Genomic DNA, 20,888 nt, shown 5'->3' on the forward strand with positions numbered 1-20,888 from the left:
CCCCCCCCCCCCGCCCCCCCGCCCCCCCTCTCTCCCTTTGTGGTCCGCTCCCCCCACCACACAACCCCCCCCCCCCCCCCCCCGGCGCCCCCCCCCCCCCCGGCGGCCGCCCCCCCCCCCCCCCCCCCCACCGCTGGTGGATCACTCGAAGTCCTTGACGTTCTGCAGCGTCACCAGTCCGGCGCCGGTATCCACATTGGCCTCGACGGGTTCCCCGCGGATGGCCTTGACGACGGTGTCGATGCCAAGCTCACCCATTTTCGCTGGAAATTGAGCTACGCTGGCGTCCTCCGCTCCCGACTTGATCGCTTCGATCTCACCGCAGCACGCGTCGAAGCCGACCACTATGAGGTTGTCGTTGGCAATGCCGGCATTGCTGATCGACTTGACGGCGCCAGGGATCGGCGGACCGCAGGCCGAGTAGATCGCCTTGAGATCGGGATTGGCGGTGAGGATGTCTTCGGTCACTGACGTGCCAAGTTCCAGCGTGCAGTTGGTTGCGCCCTTGCCGACGACATCGACCTTGACGTCGCCCAATTCCTCCATCATGCCCGTGACCCGGTCATCCAGAGCCGGCACCCCGGGAACGCCCTGCAAGATACCGATCTTGTCACCGCTCTTGAGCACCGTTTTAAGATATTCTCCGGCGATCTTGCCGCCGTTGAGGTTGTTGGTCGAGACCAATGCCGTCTGGCCTTTCCAGTTGGGAATGCTGTTGTCGACGAGAACCACCTTGATGCCGGCGGCGACCGCCTTGTCGAGCGCCGGCGCGACCGTCGGGTCGACCGGCGTGATTGCAAGCCCCTTGACGCCCTGCGTGATCATGGACTCAATCAGTGCGATCTGACCTTCGATGTCGGTAGCCGCCTGGCCCTGGCCGGTGACCAGTTCGATCTCCGGATGAGCGGCCGCGTATTTCTTGGCGGCGTCCTCCATGGTCGAGTAGAACGGCACCGGGAATTTCGTAATCAGGCCAACCTTGATCTTGTCTGCGGCCGAAGCCGGCACGGAAAACGCAACAGCGATCACCAGCCCTGCGAACAGTTTTCGGTTTATTGGCATTGTATTCCTCCCTTGGATTGAGACGCCTCCCGGCGGGAGACGCTTCAGGCATTTGCGGACCGGAAAGGTCCCCAAATTTCGAACGGGTCAGGCTCCAACGATCATGGAAACCAGTTCCTGTTTGTTGCCCTTGGTCGGCACAAGTTCGCCGACCCTGCGGCCCTGGCGAAGCACCACCGCGCGATCGGCGAGCTCGACGACGTGTTCCATGTTGTGAGTGATCAGGATGACGGCATTGCCCTGGTCGCGCAGCGCAGCGATCAGATTGAGCACCTGGCGTGATTCACGCAGGCCGAGTGCGGCGGTCGGCTCATCCAGAATGACAACCTTGCGGGCGAACACGGTCGAGCGAGCCACGGCGATCGCTTGCCTTTGACCGCCAGACATCATGGCGACGACGGCATCCAGCCGCGGCAGCGTAACTTTCAGGTTTGCCAGCAGAGCGCGGGTCTCGGCGTCCATCCGGCGCTGCTGCAGAAATCGCAGGCCGCGCGGAAGCCATTGCGGGCCAGCCAGCTCGCGACCGGCAAAGAAGTTCTGTCCCGGCGTCAGATTGTCGAACAGCGCCAGATCCTGATAGACGGTCTCGATGCCGGCGAAGCGCGCATCCGCAGGGGAGCGTATCTGCGTTGGCGCACCGTCCAAAAGGATCGCGCCGGCATCGAGTTGGTGCACCCCGCTGATGCATTTGGTCAGCGTCGATTTACCCGCGCCATTGTCGCCGAGCAGGCCGACGATCTCGCCGCGCCGCACCTCGATGCTGACATCGTCGAGGGCCAGAACCGAACCGAAACGCTTGGTAGCACCGCGTACCGCCAGCACGGGATTGTCCGCCGTGACCGCGTGATCGGCGTTATCCGCAGCGGCGCTCATGACTGCCTTCCGGCTTGCAGGACACGCACACGCCCTTCGAGGTAATTGCGCAGCACGTCGGACTCGACCGCGATCACGATGACCACGCCGATGACGATGAGCTGGAAAAAGACATTGACGTTGAGCAGGTTGAGCGCGTTGCGGATAACGCCGATCATGATGGCGCCGATCAAGGCATGGCCGAGGTGGCCGCGACCGCCAAGAAAGCTGGCGCCGCCAATGATCACCGCCGCGATCGTGTCCAGTTCCAGCAGATTGCCGAACAGCGGCGAACCGGCGTCGGTGCGGCCGGCAAGGATGACGGAACCGATGCCGGCGCACAGCCCTGAGATGACATAGACCGAAACCAGCACCCAGGACACGGGAATGCCCATGCGCAGCGCGGCGTCGGGCCGGCCGCCGACGGCATAAATCCAGCGCCCCCAGACCATGGTTTTAGCCATGACGGAAAGAACCGCGGCAACGCCCGCAACGACGAAAATCGATCCAGGCAGGCCCCAGACCGCCTCGCGGCCAAGCGCATCGATCGAATCCGGCATGCCAGGAATGGCGCGGCCATCGGCCAGTTGCAGGGCCAGCCCCTTGGCGATGCTCAATGTCGCCAGCGTGATGATGAAAGGATGCGGCAGCCGGCCGAAGACGTAGAAGAACCCGTTGATGGCGCCGACCGCGGCACCGCAGGCAACCATCACGGCGATCACGATGATGGCGGGAGCGCCGGCATGAAAGCTCAGCGCGCCGACGACGGAAGCCAGTGCAAGGTTCGAGCCGACGGAGAGATCGATGCCGCGTGTCAGGATGACCAGATGCTGGCCCATCGCGACAACCGAGATGACGGCCGTCTGGGCGAGGATGTTGCTGAGATTGCGTCCCGTCAGGAAATAGGGCGACAGAAAGCTGAGGACGGCGATCAGCAGCACCAGGATGACCACCGGACCAGCGCTCAGCAGCATCAGGCCGAGCGCAAGGCCGGGAACGGCTTCTGACTTCCTGGATGCCGGCAACGCTGCCTCGCCGACAGTCGTGCCGGTGTTTCCCGTTTCAGGCAAATTTCCCCTCCCCGCCGCGGCTTGTACGAGCCGCGTCGTCAAAAACTCAATTCGTGTTCAGGTCCTCTTCTTATCGATAAAAAACAACTGGCCAGGCCGGGTCAAGTTGTTTTTTATGGATAAAGTTCATGCTAAAAGGACAAGCTATAGTTCCCAAGGAAAATCCGATGAGAACCGACACCGTCTACAAGAAGGCCTTCAATCGGGCTGCGAATATGCTGCGCGACGGGCAACTGGCCGGTGAACTTCCTTCCGAAAATGAGCTTAGACGGCGAATGTGCGTCAGCCGCACAACCGTCAGAAAGGTTTTGCGGGAACTGGTTCACCGCGAACTTATCACCGAACGCCACGGCCTCAGGTCGACGGGCCGCCCGGTCAGCGACAACGATTACTATCCGGACGCCGAAACCACACCTCGCGCCAAGCATGTCGAACAGCAATTCATGGAGTGGATGCTGCGGGGTGACACCAGGCCTGGAACCAGCATCAATGAGCTCGAGCTTGCGCGCCAATTCGGCGTTGCGACCAACGGAATTCGCGAATTCCTGATCCGCTTCAGCCGGTTTGGGCTGATCGAGAAAAGGCCGAATACAGGCTGGCTTTTCAAGGGTTTCACCGAAGACTTTGCGCTTGAGCTCTTCGAGATCCGGGTGATGTTCGAACTGCGTTCGGCGCAACTATTTTCACTACAGCCGCACAGTTCTCCCCTATGGTCGAAACTCGCTGCGCTCAAGATGGCGCATGCCGACCTGCTGGAGCGAATTGAAGGCCGTTTTCATGACTTCTCCGGCCTGGACAACCGGTTTCACCGGCTCATAAACGAGGCATCACCGAACCGCTTCATCGATGATTTCTACGACATCATCACGTTCATTTTTCACTACCACTATCAGTGGAACAAGCAGGACGAAAAGCAGCGCAACCAGGCGGCAATCCTCGAGCATCTCGCCTATATCGATGCGCTCGAAAGCCGCGAATCTGACCGGATTGAGCGGGCCTGCCGTGCGCACCTGGCGTCGGCAAGAGCAACGTTGACGCGTTCGCTTATCGGACTTGTTGAATGATGTAGTCGACCCGCCCTTCAAGGGAACCGACGCATCCTCTGGAACGCGTCGGAAGCAAACGCTTACGCGTGACGGATTTCCGTTCCCAGCACCTTCAAACATTCGCGGATGAACGCTGCAAGGGCCGTCCAGCCCTTTGCCGAAACCATCGTGCCATCCACATATGCCTCCGTTGGAGACAGGTCGATATAGGTGCCGCCCGCAAGCGTCACTTCGGGCTCGCAAGCCGCCAGTGCGCCGACCTTCTTGCCACGCACGACGCCGTCCACCGCAATCAGGATCTGCACGCCGTGGCAGATCGTGAAGATCGGCTTCTTGGTTTCGTGGAAGTGGCGCACCATCGCCTGCACGCGCTTGTCGGTGCGGATGTATTCGGGCCCGCGACCGCCGGCGCAGTAAACAGCGTGGTATTGCTCCATCTGCTTCTCAGCGTCGGAAAAGGTCTTGTTGATCAGCGCATAGTGGCCGAGCTTTTCGGTGTAGGTCTGATCGCCCTCGAAATCGTGCAGCGATGTTTTGATCAGGTCTCCGGCGCTTTTGTCTGGGCACACGACGTGCACGGTGTGGCCCACCGCTTCCATCGCCTGCTGGTAGACGAAGATTTCGTATTCCTCGGTGAATTCACCGGTCAGCATCAGGATCTTTTTGCCTGGCATGGTACTTCCTTTCCTGTGACAACGGCCGGGCGAGACCTGTACTCGCCTGGTAGGTTTGAGTTTCTAGAAGGGTGAATCGGGGAAGTAGTCTTCGTTGGCACTGGCCTGCGTGATGACCGTCAACGGCGGGTACGGGGACATCGGGACAGTCTCAGTCGAACGCCAACAACAAACGGTCGCGGGAATGCTCGATATGGCGACGCATCGCCTGCTCGGCAGCGGCAGGATCGGCCGCAGCGAAAGCGGCCAGGATGGCCTCATGCTCGTCAAGCGCCTCCTCGGTGACGCGCGAATGGAACATCAGGCGGAATATGTGGAAGTGGGTGTGCTGGTGCGCCAATGTCTCGCGCACGAGTTCGTTGTTGGCGAATTCCATGACCTTGTCATGGAAAATGGCATCCTGGCGGGCGAAGTTGGAATACCGCAGGCGCTCGTCCTTGCCCTCACGGCGCGCCATGACGCCGGCCGACTTCTGAAGCTGCGCGAGCTTTACCTCGTCCATGAGCGCGGCTGCCTTGGCTGCGCCATGAGGTTCGAGCAGCAGGCGAAGCTCATAAAGTTCGTCAAACCGCCGTTTCGTGATCTGCGGCGCAGCGCGGTAACCGATCAGATGCGTCTTCAGCACCAGGCCTTCGCCTTCGAGCCGGCCGAGCGCCTCGCGGATCGGCGTGTGGGATACGTTGAATTCCTTGACCAGGCTGTCGACGGTGATGCGCGAGCCCGGCGCAATCTTCAGGGACATGAGTTGCGCAAAGATCGCTTCGTAGACGTCCTCAACCAGGCTGCTGGAGCGCTGGATACGCCCGCCGGCGAGGTTCGCTTCGTCTAGACTGGGTAAGTTCATGGCCTGCATGTTTTGCCTCTTGACACATTGAGTTGCTAACACGATGCTCCGGCCAATGCAATCCTATATCCTATACGATTTTATCGAGGATATCATTTGCGGCAGCTAGGAGACAAAGCAATCGAATTTGCAGTGGCCTTGCTGGAACAGCGTGCCGCCCTGGCAGCCCGTGCTTCCTCACCTGCTGAACGGACCGCCAGCGTTGCGGACGATGGTTCGGCACGTCGATACGCAACCGCGTTGCGAGACGGGTTTTACATCGAACCCGGCCTTGGGGCCGAGTTGAACGCCATCTCGCATTCCAATCCAGACATCATCACAGGATGCAGGTCATGAGCCTTTTCGCTGCCCTAAGGCTGCCGCGCGAAATCCTCTTCGGGAAGGGCCAACGCCACGTCATCCCGGTTGTCGCGGCCAGGCTCGGGCGTCGCGCGCTTGTCTGCACCGATGAACGTTTTGCCGCAACGGGCCCGTTCGCAGAGATTGTCGCGGCGCTGCGAGCCGCCTCGATAGACGTACTGGTGCATGACCGTGTGCTGCCCGACGTTCCTCGGGACACCGTTGCGGTCTGCGTCGAGGAAGCACGGAAGTTCGCGCCCGACATGGTGATCGGCATTGGCGGCGGCAGCTGTCTCGACATGGCCAAATGCGCCGCGCTGCTCATCAGTCACGGCGGTCAGCTCCAGGATTACTACGGCGAGTTCAAGGTGCCCGGCCCGACGCTGCCGCTGATCGCGGTGCCGACGACAGCCGGCACCGGCTCTGAGGTCACCCCGGTTGCCGTGATCTCGGATCCGGATCGCACGCTGAAGGTCGGCATCTCAAGCCCGTATCTGATCGCGGCCGCGGCTATCTGCGACCCTGAGTTGACGATGACATGCCCGCCGGGATTGACGGCAATCGCAGGCGCCGATGCGCTGACGCATGCAATCGAGGCCTTCACCGCCGCCAGGCGTGGGACCGATCCCGGCCTTCCGCAGAACCATGTCTTTATCGGCAAAACCGCCTTGACCGATCACTTCGCCCTGCTGGCGATCGAGCTGCTTGGCCGAAGCCTTGAAACGGCATACCGCCGGCCCTCTGACGAGGACGCCCGGGCCGACGTGATGATGGGCGCACTGGCCGCCGGCTGCGCGTTCGGAACGGCCGGCACAGCGGCAGCGCACGCCGTGCAATACCCGGTCGGCGCGATAACCCACACCGCTCACGGATTGGGTGTCGCCACCATGTTGCCGTACGTCATGAAGTACAACAAAACAGCCGCAGCGACCGAGATGGCCGAGATCGCCAACGCGCTCTGCCTCGATGGTAAAGGCCGGACGCCCGACGAGTTGGCCGACGCGACCATTGCCGAAGTCAGCCGGCTGTTTGGGGCAATCGGGATCACCCCCACGTTGGCCGAGCTGGGGCTGCCCGCCGATAAGCTCGATTGGACGGCGGAACAGGCGATCGCTATCGAGCGCCTCATCAAGAACAATCCGCGGCCATTCGATTTGCGGACCATGCGACGTCTGGTCCAGGCCGCCTTTGATGGCGACCTCGCCAGCTGCGTCATGTAAACAATCGGGAATATCGAGATGAACACGTTTTCACAGGTTCTGACTGACGATCAGGGCGTCAGCGACTTCCACACAATCTCGCACCGGCTGTATATTGGCGGCCAATGGCGCCAGTCCGCGGATGGCAGGGTGATTCCGGTCATTGATCCGTCGACCGAGGCTGTCATCGCCGCTGTGCCGGATGCGACCGTGAACGACGCCGCCACTGCCGTTGAAGCCGCTGCCAAGGCAGCCGATGGCTGGCGGACAACGCCGCCGCGAAAGCGTTCCGAGATCCTCAGACGCTGCTTTGAACTGATGACGGAACGATCGGAGGCACTGGCTACTCTCATCGCACTGGAAAACGGCAAGGCCCTGCGGGATGCCCGCGGCGAGATCGCTTACGCGGCGGAATTTTTCCGTTGGAATGCCGAGGAGGCCGTTCGCATTACCGGTGAATTCGGTACTGCGCCTTCCGGCACCAATCGCATTGTGGTCGACTACGAACCCGTCGGCATCTGCATCCTGATCACGCCCTGGAATTTTCCTGCCGCGATGGCGACGCGCAAGATCGCGCCGGCACTTGCCGCGGGATGCACGGTGATCCTGAAGCCAGCCAGTGAGACACCCCTCACCGCCTATGCGCTCGCCGCGCTCTACCAGGACGCGGGCGTTCCACCAGGGGTGGTCAACGTCCTGACAACCTCCAGTCCCGGGCCTTTGACAGCCGCCATGCTGGCCGATCCGCGGGTGCGCAAACTCTCCTTCACCGGTTCGACGGGTGTGGGTCGCGCTCTGCTGGCAGAGGCTGCCAGGCATGTGGTTTCGTGTTCCATGGAGCTGGGCGGCAACGCACCGTTCATTGTGTTCGACGACGCCGATCTCGAAGCGGCGCTCGATGGTGCAATGGTGGCCAAGATGCGCAACGCCGGCGAGGCCTGCACGGCCGCAAACCGCCTCTATGTGCAATCTGGCATCTACGAAGCCTTCTGCGATGGCCTCGAGAAGCGGATGTCGTCGCTCAAGGTCGGCCCTGGCACTGATCCGGACACGGAATGCGGGCCCATGATCACGAAAAAGGCGGTCGAGAAGATAGACCGCCTTGTCGTCGACGCGGTCACACGCGGCGCGCGGGTCATGTGCGGCGGCTCAGTCCTGTCCGGGCGCGGTTTCTTCTATCCTCCGACGGTGCTTCGCGACGTGCCGGGCGACGCAAAGATGGCGCATGAGGAGATATTCGGGCCGGTGGCGCCAATCTCGAGCTTCGAAACGGAGGCCGAGGTCATCGCACGCGCCAATGACACCGAATATGGGCTTGCTGCCTACATTTACACGCGCGATCTGGCGCGCGGCATGCGGGTGGCTTCCCGCATCGAGGCCGGGATGATTGCTCTCAACCGCGGGCTGATGTCTGATCCGGCAGCTCCCTTCGGCGGCGTCAAGCAAAGTGGGCTCGGCCGCGAGGGAGGGCAGCATCACGGCATTGCCGAGTTCGTGGAGGCGAAATACCTCGCCGTCAGCATGTGAGCTGAAGAAGAATGCAAGGCGATCCCTTTCGCATCCGCGACCACGTTGCTGATTTTGACCAAATCGTGCAGGACATTGTTGACCGCAGCGAGGTCGCCCGCGCCGCCATTCCGATGGCCGCCGACGTGGCCTACGGACCGGATCCGACCGAGACCATGGACCTGTTCTTTCCCGCGGGCAAAAGAACGGCGCTACCGGTGCACATCTTTGTCCATGGCGGCTACTGGAGAATGTTCTCCAAGCGCGACTATTCATATATGGCGACGACGATTACCCAAGCCGGGGCCATCGCCGTCATCCTCGATTATGCTCTGATGCCCAAGGTCCGAATGGCGAGGATCGTCGACCAGGTGCGCCGCGCCAAGCAGTGGGTCCTGGCCAACATCGCCGATCATGGCGGAAGCCCGGCGGCCCTGACTGTCAGTGGTCATTCGGCAGGAGCCCATCTTGCAACGTTTCTGTTCGAGGGCGAGCATACCCCCTCGAATGTGAGGGCAGCCCTTCTCCTGAGCGGACTCTATGATTTGAAGCCGCTCCAGGATTCCTTTCTCGCCAACGAGATTGGAATAACCGACGAGGAAGTCGCCATGTTCACACCTCTCGCCTGTCGGCATGATGCTCAAACCAATGCGGCGGTTCTGGTCGGAGCCAACGAGACGCCACCCTTCCATCAGCAAGCCGATCGATTCAAAGCAAGCTTGCTGAGGCAGGGATCGTTGGTAACGTCGCATGTGCTCCCGAACCGCAACCACATGGACAGTGTCAGAGATCTTGGCGTGCCGGGGACCGAGGCTGGCGATTGCCTGGCAAAACTGATCGCCAAGGCCTGCTGACTAACTCGGGTTCTCCAGGCGATTTGTTTTGCGCCACTCCTCGTACTCTCCGCGGGCATCGTCATGCAGCGGATAGTAGCGTTGCAACGGCCCGCCCTCCATGAGCTTCGCTCGCGAAAACTCCTCCCAATCATGATGCTTCTGTGATTCTTCGATCACCTTCGGGGCCATCACGACGGGAAGCACCACCACCCCGTCGTCGTCGGCGACGATGATGTCGCCCGGGATCACCGTGACACCGCCGCAGGCAATCGGAACGTTGACGGCATTGGGATAGATGCTGGTCTGCACATGATAGTTTGGCGTCCAGCCGCGCAGCCATAGGGGCAGGTCGAGCTTTTCGACATTGGGCCGGTCGCGCATGCACCCATCGATGACGATACCGGCCCCGCCCCTGCCCTTGAAATACGTCGACATCATATCGCCGAAGACGCCCGAGCTCATGTCGCCGCGCGCGTCGACCACGACCACATCGCCCTCCTGCGCGTGATAGAGCACGTGCCGGTGCAGCTGTGTCTCCGGATCGGCATATTCTCCTTCGGTGAAGAGGTCCGGCCGCTGCGGCAGGAACTGCAGCGTCAGCACCGGCCCGACGATCGACTTCCCGTGGTTTTGCGCCACCGGACCGACCATGTGCGGATTGCGGAAACCCATATGGCCAAGCGTGCCGGCAACCGTCGCGGCGCCGATATCCCTGAGTGCGTCGATCAGGTCCTTAGGCGGCCGCATGATGTCGGAAGTATGTGTCATTGTGGACTCCGATTGAATGGAACTACCAGTTCGCAACAGAACCGTCGCGGCGCTTAAGGTGAGGCGCTTCCCAGAAACGCAAACTCTGCGCCTGGACCGCAACTTCGTTGACCTCGACGCCGAGCCCCGGCAGATCGCCGACCGGGTAATCGGTCCCGTCGAGCCGTGGTTGCACGGGGAAGAAGTCGGAATTGTCGAAGCCCAGCTTTGTTTCGGGCGCCCTGGTCTCGAGCCATGCGAAGTTGGGTACCGCGGCGGCGAGATGCACGGTCGCGGCCGTGCACACTGGGCCAAGCGGATTGTGCGGCATCAGGTCCACATAATGCGCCTCGCTCCAGCCAGCGATTTTCATCGCCTCGGTGAGCCCGCCGACATTGCAAACATCGATCCGGTTGAACTGGTGGATGCCGCGCTCGATGTAGGGCAGGAACTGCCACTTGCTGGCAAATTCCTCGCCTATGGCAAAGGGGATTTCGGTCATCGTGCGCAGCGATTCATAGGCCTCCGGCGTTTCGGCCCGTATCGGCTCCTCGAGGAAATCAAGCACGCCGCGACCGAGCTTGTTGCAGAAGCTCGCGGCCTCTGCCACCGACAGCCGATGATGATAGTCGAGGCCGAGGACCACGTCGCTGCCCAGCGCCTCGCGCGCCTTGTTCAGCATACTTGCGGTAGCGCCGATGGACTCGCGCGGCTCGAAGATGTCCTTGCTGTTTTGCCCGAAGGGGAAGAAGCGGATCGCCTGCCACCCCTGCGCGCGAAGTTCGCGGGCCCGTTCGATGGCAACGTCGCCCTCGGCCTCGTCGCCGGTCGAGGCAAAGGTGGGAATGCGGTCGCGCTGCTTGCCGCCCAGCAGCTCGTAGACCGGCACGCCCAGCGCCTTGCCCTTGATGTCGTGAAGGGCGATGTCGATGGCGGAAATCGCCGCCTGAAGGACTCGCCCGCCTTCGAAGTACTGGCTGCGGTAAACCTCCTGCCAGATCCGCCCGATCTGCATCGGGTCGCGGCCGATGAGAAACTCGCGATAGTGCTCGACCGCGCCGGCCACGGCCCTCTCGCGACCGCTCAAGCCGCTCTCGCCCCAGCCGAAGATGCCCAGGTCGGTCTCGACCTTGACGAGCATCTGGTTGCGCGTTCCTACCCACACCGGATAGGGCTTGATCGCGGTGATCTTAAGCTTCTCAGTCATCCACGCCCACGTTTCACGCGCATTCGCCCTATCTCAGTTTGCCTTGAGGGCCATTTCAGTTTCGCCATCGAACAGATGCATCCGCTCCTGGTCGAACTCGAGCCAGATCTGCTCGTCGGGCGCGACGGCAATGTTCGGCGGCACGCTGACGTTGACGATGGCGCCGGACAGGAACGCCTGGACGAAGGTGACGTCGCCGGTCGGTTCCACCGTGTAGGCCTTGGCCGGAATGGAACCAGGGACCGCACTCTTGTGGAGCTTGATCGTCGAGTGACGTGCGCCGAGCACGACTTTCGTGGTCGTCGCTTTCGCCACCTTCTGGGCATTGCGCGGTGAGAGCTCAAGGCGCCAGCCCTCGGCGCCGGTCAACACCGTGTTGCCGTTTGCCATCGAGGCCTCTAACGGAATAAGGCTCATCGCCGGGCTGCCGATGAAGCTGGCCACGAACATGTTCACCGGATGGGCGAAGACCTGCGCCGGTGAATCGTATTGCTGCAGGTAGCCGCCATTCATCACCGCCATCTTGTCAGCCATGGTCACGGCTTCGAGCTGGTCGTGCGTCACATAGATAATCGTCGCCTTGAGGTCCTGGTGGAAACGCTTGATCTCCGACCGCATCTGCACGCGCAGTTTGGCATCGAGGTTAGACAGTGGCTCGTCCATGAGGAACACGGCGGGGTCGCGAACGAGGGCACGGCCAAGGGCCACACGCTGCTGCTGCCCGCCCGAAAGTTCGCGCGGCTTGCGCTCGAGCAGGTGCGTCATGTCGAGCACTCGCGCCGCTTCCTTGACCTTCTTGTCGATCTCGTCCCTGGGGAGTTTGCGCATCTGAAGCGGGAACGCCAGGTTCTTGTAGACCGATTTCTGCGGGTAGAGCGCGTAGTTCTGGAACACCATTGCGATGTCCCGGTCCTTGGGGTCGAGGTCGTTGACCACCCGCTCGCCGATGATGATGTCGCCCGCTGTGATCGGGGTCAGCCCCGCGACAAGATTGAGCGTGGTTGTCTTGCCGCAGCCTGAAGGCCCGACGAGCGCAACGAACTCGCCGTCATTGACCGTCAGCGAGACGTGGTTGACAGCTTTGAAGCTGCCATAGCTCTTGACGAGATCTTGGAGGACCACGTGGGCCATCGGCAACTCCCTAGTGCTTGACCGCGCCTTCTGTAAGGGCGCGTACGAAGTATCGTTGCAGGACCAGGAACAGCACCACGACGGGCACGCTCATCATGAAGCTGGCCGCCATCAGGCCCGGAAAGTCCGTCGTATTTTCCGAGAAGAAGCGTTGGATGCCGACCGGCAGGGTCAACTGCTCGTTCTTGGAGAGGAAGGTGTAGGCGTAGATGTACTCGTTCCACGCGCCGATGAAGGAATAGATTGCGGTGGCGATGATCCCCGGCGTCGAGAGCGGCATCACGATCATGATGAAGGCCTGGAACCGTGTTGCGCCATCGATGCGCGCCGCCTGCTCAAGCTGCACCGGGATATTGTCGTAAAAGCCCTTGAGCAGCCAGATCGCCAGCGGCAGGCCAAAGGTGAGATAGGTGAGTATCAGCGAGCCATGCGTGTTTATCAGACCGATGGCGCGCATCAGGATGAAGAGTGGCACGAGAAAGATCACCGCCGGGAACATGTTGCGCAGCAGCACGGCAAAGAACAGGAAATTCCGGCCGGGGAAACTGAAGCGCGAAAACGCGTAGGCCGCTGGGACAGCCACGATCACCGAAAGGATTGTCGTGACGGTCGACACGAAAAGGCTGTTCCAGAAGAAGCGGAGGAAGTCCTGGCCGACGCTGTTCTGCGGATCGAGCAGTTTCTGGTAGCTGGCGAGGGTAGGTTCGTCCGGCCACCATTGCGGCGGGAATTGTGTCGCCGCGAATCCGGACTTGATCGAGGTGATCAGCATCCAGATCATCGGCAACGCGGTATAAAGCAGCATGAACACGAGGAATATGCGGCCGGCCCACCGCCATCCGTCGACGCGCATGCGGCGACGGGTCTGGGCTCGAGGCGCTGTTTCGGCAATCGTGCTCATCAGGCGCTCCCCTCTTTCCGCTCGTTGCCGCTTAACGCACGGACGTAGAAGTAGCCCAGCGTCATCAGCGTGAGGAACAGGAGCACCGAATAGGCCGATGCCACGCCCCAGCGCTGCCGTCCGAAGGCGAGCTCATAAATGTGGGTTATCCAGATATGCGATGCGTTCGACGGCCCGCCGCCGGTCATGATCCAGGGGATGATGAAGGAATTGAAGTTGGCCACCGCGAGCAGCAGCATCGTCACCACCGAGACGTTGCGCAAGTGCGGGAAGGTGACGTGCCAAAAGCGCTGCCATGCATTGGCACCGTCGACTTTTGCGGCACGGAGCAATTGGTCGGGGACTGTCTGCAGGCCGGCCATCATCATGATCATGGCAAACGGAAACTCGCGCCAGATATTGACGACGATCAGCGAGGGCAGCACCGTGCTGACATTGTCGATGAAATTCGGCGGATGGGCGGCCAATCCGAGGCCGACCAGCACCGCGCCGATGATCCCGAAGTCCGAATGGTAGATCCACTTCCAGATGTAGGAGGCGGCTACGGCGCTGATGACCCAAGGGATGATCAGGACGGCGCGCAGGACACCACGGCCGATGAAGTCGCGGTGGAGCGCCAGCGCTGTGGCAAACCCCAGGACAAAGGAGATGAAAGTTGACCCCAGAGTCCAGATCAGCGTGTTCCAGGTGACTTTCCAGAACACCTGACTGGTGAGGATGGTCGCGTAGTTGTCGAAGCCGATGAAGGTCTTGTCGCGGAGTTGCAGGCCAGGCGGTGTCTTAAAGAACGACAGCTCGACCGTGTAGTAGATCGGATAGGCGATGACGATGAGCATCACGGCGATCGCTGGGAGCACGTACGCGTAGTCCGCACGATGCTCCCAGACCTTCCGCAGCGCGCCGGACCAACCGGGTTGCAATCTTCGGCGAGCCTCGGCCTTGCCGGTCACGATCGTCACTTGTGGCGTGCCCTTTTTCTTCGGAACGCTGCGGCTGCGCCAGCGGCGCAGCCGGTCCAGGTCGTAGGTGTGGCTTGGACTAGAGTCCGCCCATCAGGTCTTTTACCTTCTTGGCCGCGTCGTCCGCTGCCTCGTCGACGGTCATCGCTCCGGTCAGGGCATTCTGCAGCATGTCCGGGATGATGATGTTCATGATCTCGGGGGCCTGCGGCAGAGCTGGGAACGGGATGCCGTATGGCAGCATCGAGGTGGTGACGTCGAGGAACTTGATGTTGTCCAGACGTTCCTTCATCCACTTGGTCTTGAAGCCGTTGAGGTTGCCAGGGTTTGATCCGGCGTAGGCCATCTTCAGCGACCATTCAGGGCTCGTCCACATGCAGATGATAGCTTTCGCGGCCGGCTCGTCTACCTTGCCGCCCTCGACATATTCGGGTTTCAGGATGTGAATGTTCGAGCCGCCGAACACGACGGCGCGCTTGCCGTCGGGACCAGTCGGGATCAGGCCGTAGCGCATGTTGTCGATGACCGTCTGCGCCTTGTCCTTGTCGGTGCCCGTCGCCTTTTTCTGCAGGTCGAGCATGACGTTGTAATCGGACGGGTGCGAGATCATCATGCCGAGCTGGCCAGCGACGAACAGGGGCTGATTATCAGCCTGCTGATTGGTGAGTGCCGAAACCGGAACCGACTTGTCGCGAACATACATGTCGTAGGAGGCTTGCAGCGCTGCCTTGCTTTGCGGGCTATCGAGCTGGACCTGCTCATAGGTCGGGTTCGGCGTCGCTTCGTCGAAGACACCTCCGCCATAGGCCCACAGCTGTGGCATGAAGCGGTACGGCGTATTGCCGGCATTCTTGCGAGCCACGAGGCCATATCCGGCAATGCCGAGCTTGTCGTGGATCTGCTTGGAATACTTGACCACGTCGTCCCACGTTGCCGGCGGTTTGTCCGGATCGAGGCCGGCACGCTTGAAGATGTCGGCGTTCCAGATGAACGCCATCGTCTCGTTGTTGGTCGGAATGCCGTAGGTCACGCCCTCCCAGGTCACTGCCTTCATGGCGCCGGGCCAGAAATCCTCGGTCGAATACCCCACGTCCTCTGGCTTGAGCGGCTGCAGATAGCCCTTTGAGGCGAACTCGGTACCACCCAGGATCTGCAGGCGGACCGCCATAGGCGCGGCATTGCCCAGGAGCGCGGTGCGGAACTTGTCGAGAAGGTCGTTATAGGTGAGGGCTTGTTCCTCGAGCTGGATGTTCGGATAGGTTTTGCGGAAGGTCTCGAAGAAATCCTTGTAGTACTGGCGCAGGAGGTCCGGGTCGCCCTCGAACACGCCCTGATACCAGAAAGTCAGTCGCCCCTTGTAGTCGAGCGGGGTGACCTTGGCGCAATCGGCCGCCGTGTCAAAATCCTGTGTGCCCGCAATCGAGCGCACATACTCCGGCGACCACTTGCTCAGGTCGACCGGCGGTGCACCCAGCGCCGATGTAGACGTCAGGGATGCCATCAAAGCAGTGGCGACAGTGCCGCGCAGGACGGCGCTGCCGAGCGCAATTCTCGTCATAGGTATCCTCCCTGGTTCTCCCATGCCGCCCTAAAGCGGTCCTTGCTCGTTTCGATCGCGAGGATGCTTCTGTCAGCTCAGTGTATCCTATCGATCGCTTGGTACGTTTTCAGATCGTGAATTGCCTGTCAACGCGCTGGATCGTACATTGTTTGCGAAAGCCGTGTGTGATATCGGGCAAGGTATGTATTAAATTGGGGAGCCCGGCCTTGGCCGAAATAAGCGATTTCAAAGCGATGCCACCGGTGGGGACCGATCCCATCGGGGCCTCCAGCGAGGGCGCCTCGCTTTATGAATTGATCAGGGAAGATATCATCGAGGGACGGCTCGCTGCCAACGAACGGCTTGTCGTCACCGATCTCGCCCGGCGTCACGGCACTTCGACCAATCCTGTGCGCGAGGCCCTGCAGTTGTTGCGCGGCGAAGGGTTTGTCACCTTTATCGCCAACCGCGGGGCGCGCGTGCGACCCATTGATCAGGATTTTGTCCGGGATATCTACGAGATCGGTGTTCTGATCGAGCCAGCCCTGACACGATGGTTTGTGAATATGGCTACCGGCGAGGACATCGCCGAACTCGAACGTCTCCAAAGCCTGATCGAAGAGAACAACTTCGCCGACACATTCAGGCACAGTGAGCTGGATACCGCTTTCCACACCGTGATGTACCAGCGGCACTACAACCGCCACGCCGCCGAGCTTTGGTGGAAGCATCGCGAAGTGCTGCGAGCCGTGAGCCGTCGTTTCAATTTCACGCTGGCGCGACGTGCCGCGATCATGCGCGAGCACCGCGAACTCATCGCGCTTGTGAAGGCGGGAGAGGCCGACAAGGCGGCCGAACTCGTTTCCCGCCATGTCGAGGGTTCGGGCCGGCATATTCTCGAACAGATGCGAGCGCGCAACGCCGCTCGGGCCGGATAGAATGTCCAGTCCAGAACATCGTTAGCTGACCATTTCCAGGCAAAGGTAGTTGAGATGAAAATCACGAGCATTCGGCCGTGGCTGATCAAGTCCGATGCTTCCTACTGGGGAGAGTTCCTGTTCGTCGAAGTGACGACCGACGAGGGAGTGAGTGGCTGGGGAGAGATCACCACCACGACAAGGCTCGCCAACCGCGCTCTCTGCACGATCCTGCGGCAGATCGGCGTCGCCGTGACGGGCGAGGATCCGGCGCGTATCGAGCATCTCTGGCACAAGATCTTCCGCAGCTTCACCTACATGGGAAGCCGCGGCGCCGCCGTCGAATGCGTGAGCGCCATCGACATAGCCCTCTGGGACATCCGGGGCAAAGTCCTTGGCAAGCCGATTTACGAACTGCTTGGCGGGCCGGTACGCGATGAAATCGCGCTCTACACCCATCCCAACCAGGCCAAATTCACCAGCAAGGAGGCTGTGGTCCGCGAAATTCTAGACATTGTCGAGTCCGGACACACTGCGCTCAAGTTCGATCCCTACCCCCACCAGGGCCGCAGCGCCGATGGCCTGCCCCGCGAACAGCGAGACGGCTACCTCGATGGCGGCATGACCCGCAAGGACGAGCGCGAGGCCGCCGAACTCACGGCTCTGATCCGCGAAACGGCAGGACCCGATGTCGACATTCTCATCGATGCGCACGGCCGCTTCGATGTCCCCACCGCCATTCGCCTCTGTCGGAGCCTCGAGGAGGCCGGCCAGATCGACTGGTTTGAGGAGCCCTGCCCGCCCGAGAGCCTTAACGCCCTCAAGCAGGTGCGTGAGAAGGTCAATACCGCCATCTCGTGGGGCGAGCGCGGCCACACGAAGTGGGATTTCGTGCCGGTACTCGAGAACAGGCTCGCCGACTACATCATGCCCGACGTTACCTGGACCGGCGGCATTACCGAACTCAAGAAGATTTCTGCGCTGTGCGAAGCCTACTACTTGCCGGTCTCGCCACATGACGCCGCGGGACCGATCAACGTGGTTGCGGGAGCGCAGGTGATGATGACCGTTCCCAATTTCTATAAACTCGAAACATCGGAGTGGAACCTGGGCAAATACGATCACCTGATCGACAGACCACTCGACATTTCGAACGGCAGCCTCAAGCTGTCGTCGAAGCCTGGTCTCGGTATTGAGATGGACCGCGACTACCTGCAGGCCCACGAGATTGAGTTGGGCTAGCAAGACTAAATGCCGGCCCAGGGTGGGGGACGACAAGCCGAAAACGAGGATAAGTCATGGCAAAGACAGGTGGCGCCGACGAAGCGCTCAATCGGGTGAACGCGAACTCCAAGCCATCCCAGCTTCGCATCACCGACATGCGGGTAGCCGAAATCGTCGGCGCGCCGTTCACCTCAACCCTGCTCAAGATTTACACCAACCAGGGCATCGTCGGGCTTGGCGAGGTGCGCGACGGCGCCAGTGCCACCTACGCGCTGATGCTGAAGAGCCGGCTGCTTGGCGAGAACCCTTGCGACATCGACCGCCTGTTTCGCCGGATCAAGCAGTTCGGTGGCCACGGCCGGCAAGGCGGCGGCGTCTCGGCGGTCGAGATCGCGTTGTGGGATCTCGCCGGCAAGGCCTATGGCGTTCCCATCTACCAGATGCTCGGCGGCCGGTTTCGGGAGAAGGTGCGCGTCTATTGCGACACCGACGCTACCGTGCCGAGCGGCACCGAGACCGGCAAGCGCCTCAAGCAGCGCATGGCGCTCGGCTTCACCTTCCTCAAGATGGATCTGGGGCTGATGCAGATCGCGGATGTACCCGGTGCGGTCGTCTCCCCTGCCGGTTCACTTGAACGGTACCGCATCCATCCCGGCCGCGGCCCGGTCAAGACCATGGCGGAGCGGCGCGCCCGCAATGCCGCTTACGATTTGCATAACGTCCCCCATCCGTTTACCGGCCTCCACTTTTCCGACAAGGGCCTCGACCTGCTTGAACAGTATATTGCCGAGGTTCGCGATGTTATCGGCATGGATATTCCGCTCGCCATTGACCATGTCGGCCACATCTCGCTGCAGGACGGTATTCGGCTCGCCAGGCGGATTGAAAAATACGTGCCGGCCTGGCTCGAGGATGTGATCCCATGGCAGTACACCGAGCAGTTCCGGCAACTGCAGACCGCCACCACGGTGCCGATCTGCACCGGCGAGGATATCTACCTTAAGGAAGGCTTCGAGCCTCTGCTCAAGAGCAGCGGCCTTTCCATTATCCACCCGGACCTGCTCACCAGCGGGGGCATCCTCGAGAGCAAGAAGATCGGCGACATGGCCCAGGACCACGGCATCGCAATGGCCATCCATATGGCCGAAAGTCCAATCGCCGCAATGGCCGCGGCACATGTCGCGACCGCGACCGAAAACTTCATGGCGCTCGAGTACCACTCTGCTGATGTCGACTGGTGGGACGATATCGTCACCGGCCTTCCCAAGCCGCTCGTGAAGGACGGCTTTATTACTGTTCCGGACAAACCTGGCCTGGGGATTGACGACGTCGTCGACGAGGTGATCTCGCATCATCTGCAGCCGGGTGTCACCGGCATCTGGCAGCCCACGGATCACTGGGACAACGAGTATTCCTGGGACCGCACCTGGAGCTGAGGCGAAAAGAACCGAAGATGAAGATCACCGACCTCCGCTGCGCCGTCATCGGCAAACATCCCATCGTCCGCATCGTTACCGACGAGGGCCTCTATGGCCTTGGCGAAGTCGAGTTCACCAAGACCTATCTCAAGCCTTGGGTGCTGCATTTCCGCGATGCGCTGATCGGCGAGGATCCTACCGACGTCGAGCGGGTGATGCTGAAGATCCGCCAACGCGGCTCTTTCAAGCCCTATGGCGCGGCGGTAAGCGCTATCGAGCATGCGCTGTGGGACATAGCCGGCAAGGCCGCAGGCGTGCCGGCCTACAAACTGCTCGGCGGCAAGGTGCGCGACAACGTGCGCGTCTATAACGGCTCGATTCGCCAGAAGCGAACGGGGGACCGGCCGGAGGATTACGCCGCTGACGTGAAATGGATGATGGAGCAGCCGCAGAATTTCTTCATGATCAAGCAAGGGATCTCGTTCCACTCCAACATGACGGACACCATCGAGGACTTCCATTACGGCGTGAAGCAGAATAAGGCCGGCTACCACGGTGCCATGGATCAGGGCGTCATCAGCGAGCGCGGTTTCAACCACATGCTCGACTGCGTGATCGCGATGAAGGAAGTGCTGGGCGACAAGGTCAGCCTGGCGCTCGACTGCGGCCCGGGCTGGATGCTGCCCGATGCGATCAAGTTCGCTCGCGCGGTCGAGAAGTACAATTTGATGTGGCTCGAGGACATGCTGACCGGCGACTATGTGCCGTGGGTCAATCCGCAGGCGTATCGGGAGTTGACCACCTCCACCTCGACGCCAATCCATACCGGCGAGCAGATCTACCTGCGGCACAATTTCAAGGAGCTGATCGAAACGCAGGCGGTGCGCGTCATCGGCCCCGATCCAGCCGATATTGGCGGCATTGCCGAGCTCAAATGGGTCGCCGAGCACGCCTGCATGCACTCAATTCTGATGGCACCGCACGGCACCGCGAACGGCCTTCTCGGCCTCGGCGCGCTGATCAATGTGTGCGCCACCCTGCCCGCCAACTTCATCGCGTTCGAATGCCCGAGCGCTTCCGACCCCTGGTGGGAGGACCTCGTAATCGGCCTGCCGTCAGAGATCGTGAAGGACAGCATGGTGGACTTGCTGGAAGCGCCGGGGCTGGGCCTCGATATCGACGCCGAAGCAGCCAGGAAGTATCTCCGGGATGAGGATGCAGGCTTCTTCGACTGAACCATCCTTCTTGCGCCACCCTGCACTGCGCGGACTGCTTCACGCAACCTGTCATCCGGAATGACCGTTTCGGCCGACGAACGAACCCGCTGCGCGGGAGGGGCGCCTGCGGTTGAGGTAGAGATCAAGAACCGGTCGTCGCGCTCGCGTTGAGCGTCGTTCGGCTCGAGCAGAGCATGGC

19 protein-coding genes are annotated in these 20,888 nt (G+C 61.3%); 8 read left to right on the forward strand and 11 right to left on the reverse strand.

What is annotated here, in order from left to right:
• Positions 1-141: 141 nt before the first annotated feature.
• The 3 genes from NKH93_RS33140 to NKH93_RS33150 all read right to left on the reverse strand — a co-directional run bounded on the left by NKH93_RS33140 (position 142) and on the right by NKH93_RS33150 (position 2,984).
• Entirely contained in the window at positions 142-1,062 is a 921-nt protein-coding gene (locus NKH93_RS33140; protein ID WP_352975917.1) for a sugar ABC transporter substrate-binding protein, read from the reverse strand.
• Between the two features lie 87 nt (positions 1,063-1,149).
• On the reverse strand, positions 1,150-1,935 hold the full coding sequence (locus NKH93_RS33145; RefSeq protein ID WP_352540697.1) for an ATP-binding cassette domain-containing protein: 786 nt from the start codon (positions 1,933-1,935) through the stop codon (positions 1,150-1,152).
• Positions 1,932-2,984, reverse strand: coding sequence for an ABC transporter permease (locus NKH93_RS33150; RefSeq protein ID WP_352874118.1), 1,053 nt, complete (start codon positions 2,982-2,984; stop codon positions 1,932-1,934). Before NKH93_RS33150 ends, NKH93_RS33145 begins: the two co-directional genes overlap by 4 nt.
• A 167-nt stretch (positions 2,985-3,151) precedes the next feature.
• On the opposite strand from NKH93_RS33150, the gene NKH93_RS33155 reads away from it, so the two are divergent.
• Entirely contained in the window at positions 3,152-4,048 is an 897-nt protein-coding gene (locus tag NKH93_RS33155) for a GntR family transcriptional regulator (RefSeq protein ID WP_352975923.1), read from the forward strand.
• Positions 4,049-4,110: 62 nt separating this feature from the next.
• Here the strand turns inward: NKH93_RS33155 and NKH93_RS33160 are convergent, their stop codons facing one another.
• Together NKH93_RS33160 and NKH93_RS33165 are read right to left on the reverse strand one after the other, a co-directional pair.
• Positions 4,111-4,704 carry a DJ-1/PfpI family protein gene (locus NKH93_RS33160; protein WP_352540695.1) on the reverse strand — a complete coding sequence of 198 codons (594 nt, stop codon included), beginning with the start codon at positions 4,702-4,704 and terminating at the stop codon, positions 4,111-4,113.
• Between the two features lie 151 nt (positions 4,705-4,855).
• Positions 4,856-5,557, reverse strand: coding sequence for a GntR family transcriptional regulator (locus NKH93_RS33165; RefSeq protein ID WP_352474438.1), 702 nt, complete (start codon positions 5,555-5,557; stop codon positions 4,856-4,858).
• Between the two features lie 323 nt (positions 5,558-5,880).
• Here NKH93_RS33165 and NKH93_RS33170 point away from each other — a divergent pair, with 323 nt between their 5' ends.
• The 3 genes from NKH93_RS33170 to NKH93_RS33180 are packed head-to-tail and all read left to right on the forward strand — an operon-like array spanning position 5,881 to position 9,446.
• Positions 5,881-7,107, forward strand: coding sequence for an iron-containing alcohol dehydrogenase (locus tag NKH93_RS33170; protein WP_352975927.1), 1,227 nt, complete (start codon positions 5,881-5,883; stop codon positions 7,105-7,107).
• 18 nt (positions 7,108-7,125) lie between these two features.
• Positions 7,126-8,613, forward strand: coding sequence for an NAD-dependent succinate-semialdehyde dehydrogenase (locus tag NKH93_RS33175; protein WP_352975932.1), 1,488 nt, complete (start codon positions 7,126-7,128; stop codon positions 8,611-8,613).
• An 11-nt stretch (positions 8,614-8,624) separates the two neighbouring features.
• Positions 8,625-9,446, forward strand: a complete 822-nt coding sequence (locus tag NKH93_RS33180; protein ID WP_502895760.1) for an alpha/beta hydrolase — start codon at positions 8,625-8,627, stop codon at positions 9,444-9,446.
• Here NKH93_RS33180 and NKH93_RS33185 read toward each other — a convergent pair whose 3' ends face one another.
• From NKH93_RS33185 to NKH93_RS33210, 6 genes are all read right to left on the reverse strand, one after another.
• Complete coding sequence (locus NKH93_RS33185) at positions 9,447-10,196, reverse strand: ribonuclease activity regulator RraA (RefSeq protein ID WP_352975950.1); 750 nt, start codon at positions 10,194-10,196, stop codon at positions 9,447-9,449. It lies immediately after the preceding gene.
• A 22-nt stretch (positions 10,197-10,218) separates the two neighbouring features.
• On the reverse strand, positions 10,219-11,382 hold the full coding sequence (locus NKH93_RS33190; protein WP_352975953.1) for a mandelate racemase/muconate lactonizing enzyme family protein: 1,164 nt from the start codon (positions 11,380-11,382) through the stop codon (positions 10,219-10,221).
• 33 nt (positions 11,383-11,415) lie between these two features.
• Positions 11,416-12,513: an ABC transporter ATP-binding protein gene (locus tag NKH93_RS33195; RefSeq protein WP_352540692.1), complete on the reverse strand. Its 1,098-nt coding sequence runs from the start codon at positions 12,511-12,513 to the stop codon at positions 11,416-11,418.
• A 10-nt stretch (positions 12,514-12,523) separates the two neighbouring features.
• The gene (locus NKH93_RS33200) at positions 12,524-13,414 is read right to left on the reverse strand and encodes a carbohydrate ABC transporter permease (RefSeq protein WP_023679256.1); all 891 of its coding nucleotides are present in this window, start codon (positions 13,412-13,414) and stop codon (positions 12,524-12,526) included.
• Positions 13,414-14,373: a carbohydrate ABC transporter permease gene (locus NKH93_RS33205; RefSeq protein WP_352773041.1), complete on the reverse strand. Its 960-nt coding sequence runs from the start codon at positions 14,371-14,373 to the stop codon at positions 13,414-13,416. Before NKH93_RS33205 ends, NKH93_RS33200 begins: the two co-directional genes overlap by 1 nt.
• 79 nt (positions 14,374-14,452) lie before the next feature.
• Positions 14,453-15,931 carry an ABC transporter substrate-binding protein gene (locus NKH93_RS33210; RefSeq protein WP_352503623.1) on the reverse strand — a complete coding sequence of 493 codons (1,479 nt, stop codon included), beginning with the start codon at positions 15,929-15,931 and terminating at the stop codon, positions 14,453-14,455.
• Between the two features lie 209 nt (positions 15,932-16,140).
• On the opposite strand from NKH93_RS33210, the gene NKH93_RS33215 reads away from it, so the two are divergent.
• From NKH93_RS33215 to NKH93_RS33230, 4 genes are read left to right on the forward strand one after another with little or no spacing between them, the layout of a single operon-like run.
• Complete coding sequence (locus tag NKH93_RS33215; protein ID WP_352975970.1) at positions 16,141-16,851, forward strand: GntR family transcriptional regulator; 711 nt, start codon at positions 16,141-16,143, stop codon at positions 16,849-16,851.
• A 54-nt stretch (positions 16,852-16,905) separates the two neighbouring features.
• Positions 16,906-18,072 (forward strand): mandelate racemase/muconate lactonizing enzyme family protein, encoded by a 1,167-nt coding sequence (locus tag NKH93_RS33220; RefSeq protein WP_352503621.1) that lies wholly within the window; start codon positions 16,906-16,908, stop codon positions 18,070-18,072.
• Positions 18,073-18,128: 56 nt separating this feature from the next.
• Positions 18,129-19,490, forward strand: a complete 1,362-nt coding sequence (locus NKH93_RS33225) for a mandelate racemase/muconate lactonizing enzyme family protein (protein ID WP_352975973.1) — start codon at positions 18,129-18,131, stop codon at positions 19,488-19,490.
• A gap of 17 nt (positions 19,491-19,507) precedes the next feature.
• The gene (locus NKH93_RS33230) at positions 19,508-20,707 is read left to right on the forward strand and encodes a mandelate racemase/muconate lactonizing enzyme family protein (RefSeq protein WP_352975976.1); all 1,200 of its coding nucleotides are present in this window, start codon (positions 19,508-19,510) and stop codon (positions 20,705-20,707) included.
• Positions 20,708-20,888: the final 181 nt, after the last annotated feature.

Origin of the sequence: Mesorhizobium sp. M0954, assembly GCF_040319155.1 — a bacterium.
GTDB lineage: Bacteria > Pseudomonadota > Alphaproteobacteria > Rhizobiales > Rhizobiaceae > Mesorhizobium.

Coding starts and splice junctions, on each gene's coding strand:
- NKH93_RS33175 (WP_352975932.1), top strand. CDS start 7,126: ATGAACACGTTTTCACAGGTTCTGACTGACGATCAGGGCGTCAGCGAC.
- NKH93_RS33225 (WP_352975973.1), top strand. CDS start 18,129: ATGGCAAAGACAGGTGGCGCCGACGAAGCGCTCAATCGGGTGAACGCG.
- NKH93_RS33195 (WP_352540692.1), bottom strand. CDS start 12,513: ATGGCCCACGTGGTCCTCCAAGATCTCGTCAAGAGCTATGGCAGCTTC.
- NKH93_RS33185 (WP_352975950.1), bottom strand. CDS start 10,196: ATGACACATACTTCCGACATCATGCGGCCGCCTAAGGACCTGATCGAC.
- NKH93_RS33230 (WP_352975976.1), top strand. CDS start 19,508: ATGAAGATCACCGACCTCCGCTGCGCCGTCATCGGCAAACATCCCATC.
- NKH93_RS33170 (WP_352975927.1), top strand. CDS start 5,881: ATGAGCCTTTTCGCTGCCCTAAGGCTGCCGCGCGAAATCCTCTTCGGG.
- NKH93_RS33160 (WP_352540695.1), bottom strand. CDS start 4,704: ATGCCAGGCAAAAAGATCCTGATGCTGACCGGTGAATTCACCGAGGAA.
- NKH93_RS33190 (WP_352975953.1), bottom strand. CDS start 11,382: ATGACTGAGAAGCTTAAGATCACCGCGATCAAGCCCTATCCGGTGTGG.
- NKH93_RS33140 (WP_352975917.1), bottom strand. CDS start 1,062: ATGCCAATAAACCGAAAACTGTTCGCAGGGCTGGTGATCGCTGTTGCG.
- NKH93_RS33210 (WP_352503623.1), bottom strand. CDS start 15,931: ATGACGAGAATTGCGCTCGGCAGCGCCGTCCTGCGCGGCACTGTCGCC.
- NKH93_RS33155 (WP_352975923.1), top strand. CDS start 3,152: ATGAGAACCGACACCGTCTACAAGAAGGCCTTCAATCGGGCTGCGAAT.
- NKH93_RS33165 (WP_352474438.1), bottom strand. CDS start 5,557: ATGCAGGCCATGAACTTACCCAGTCTAGACGAAGCGAACCTCGCCGGC.
- NKH93_RS33180 (WP_502895760.1), top strand. CDS start 8,625: ATGCAAGGCGATCCCTTTCGCATCCGCGACCACGTTGCTGATTTTGAC.
- NKH93_RS33220 (WP_352503621.1), top strand. CDS start 16,906: ATGAAAATCACGAGCATTCGGCCGTGGCTGATCAAGTCCGATGCTTCC.
- NKH93_RS33145 (WP_352540697.1), bottom strand. CDS start 1,935: ATGAGCGCCGCTGCGGATAACGCCGATCACGCGGTCACGGCGGACAAT.
- NKH93_RS33200 (WP_023679256.1), bottom strand. CDS start 13,414: ATGAGCACGATTGCCGAAACAGCGCCTCGAGCCCAGACCCGTCGCCGC.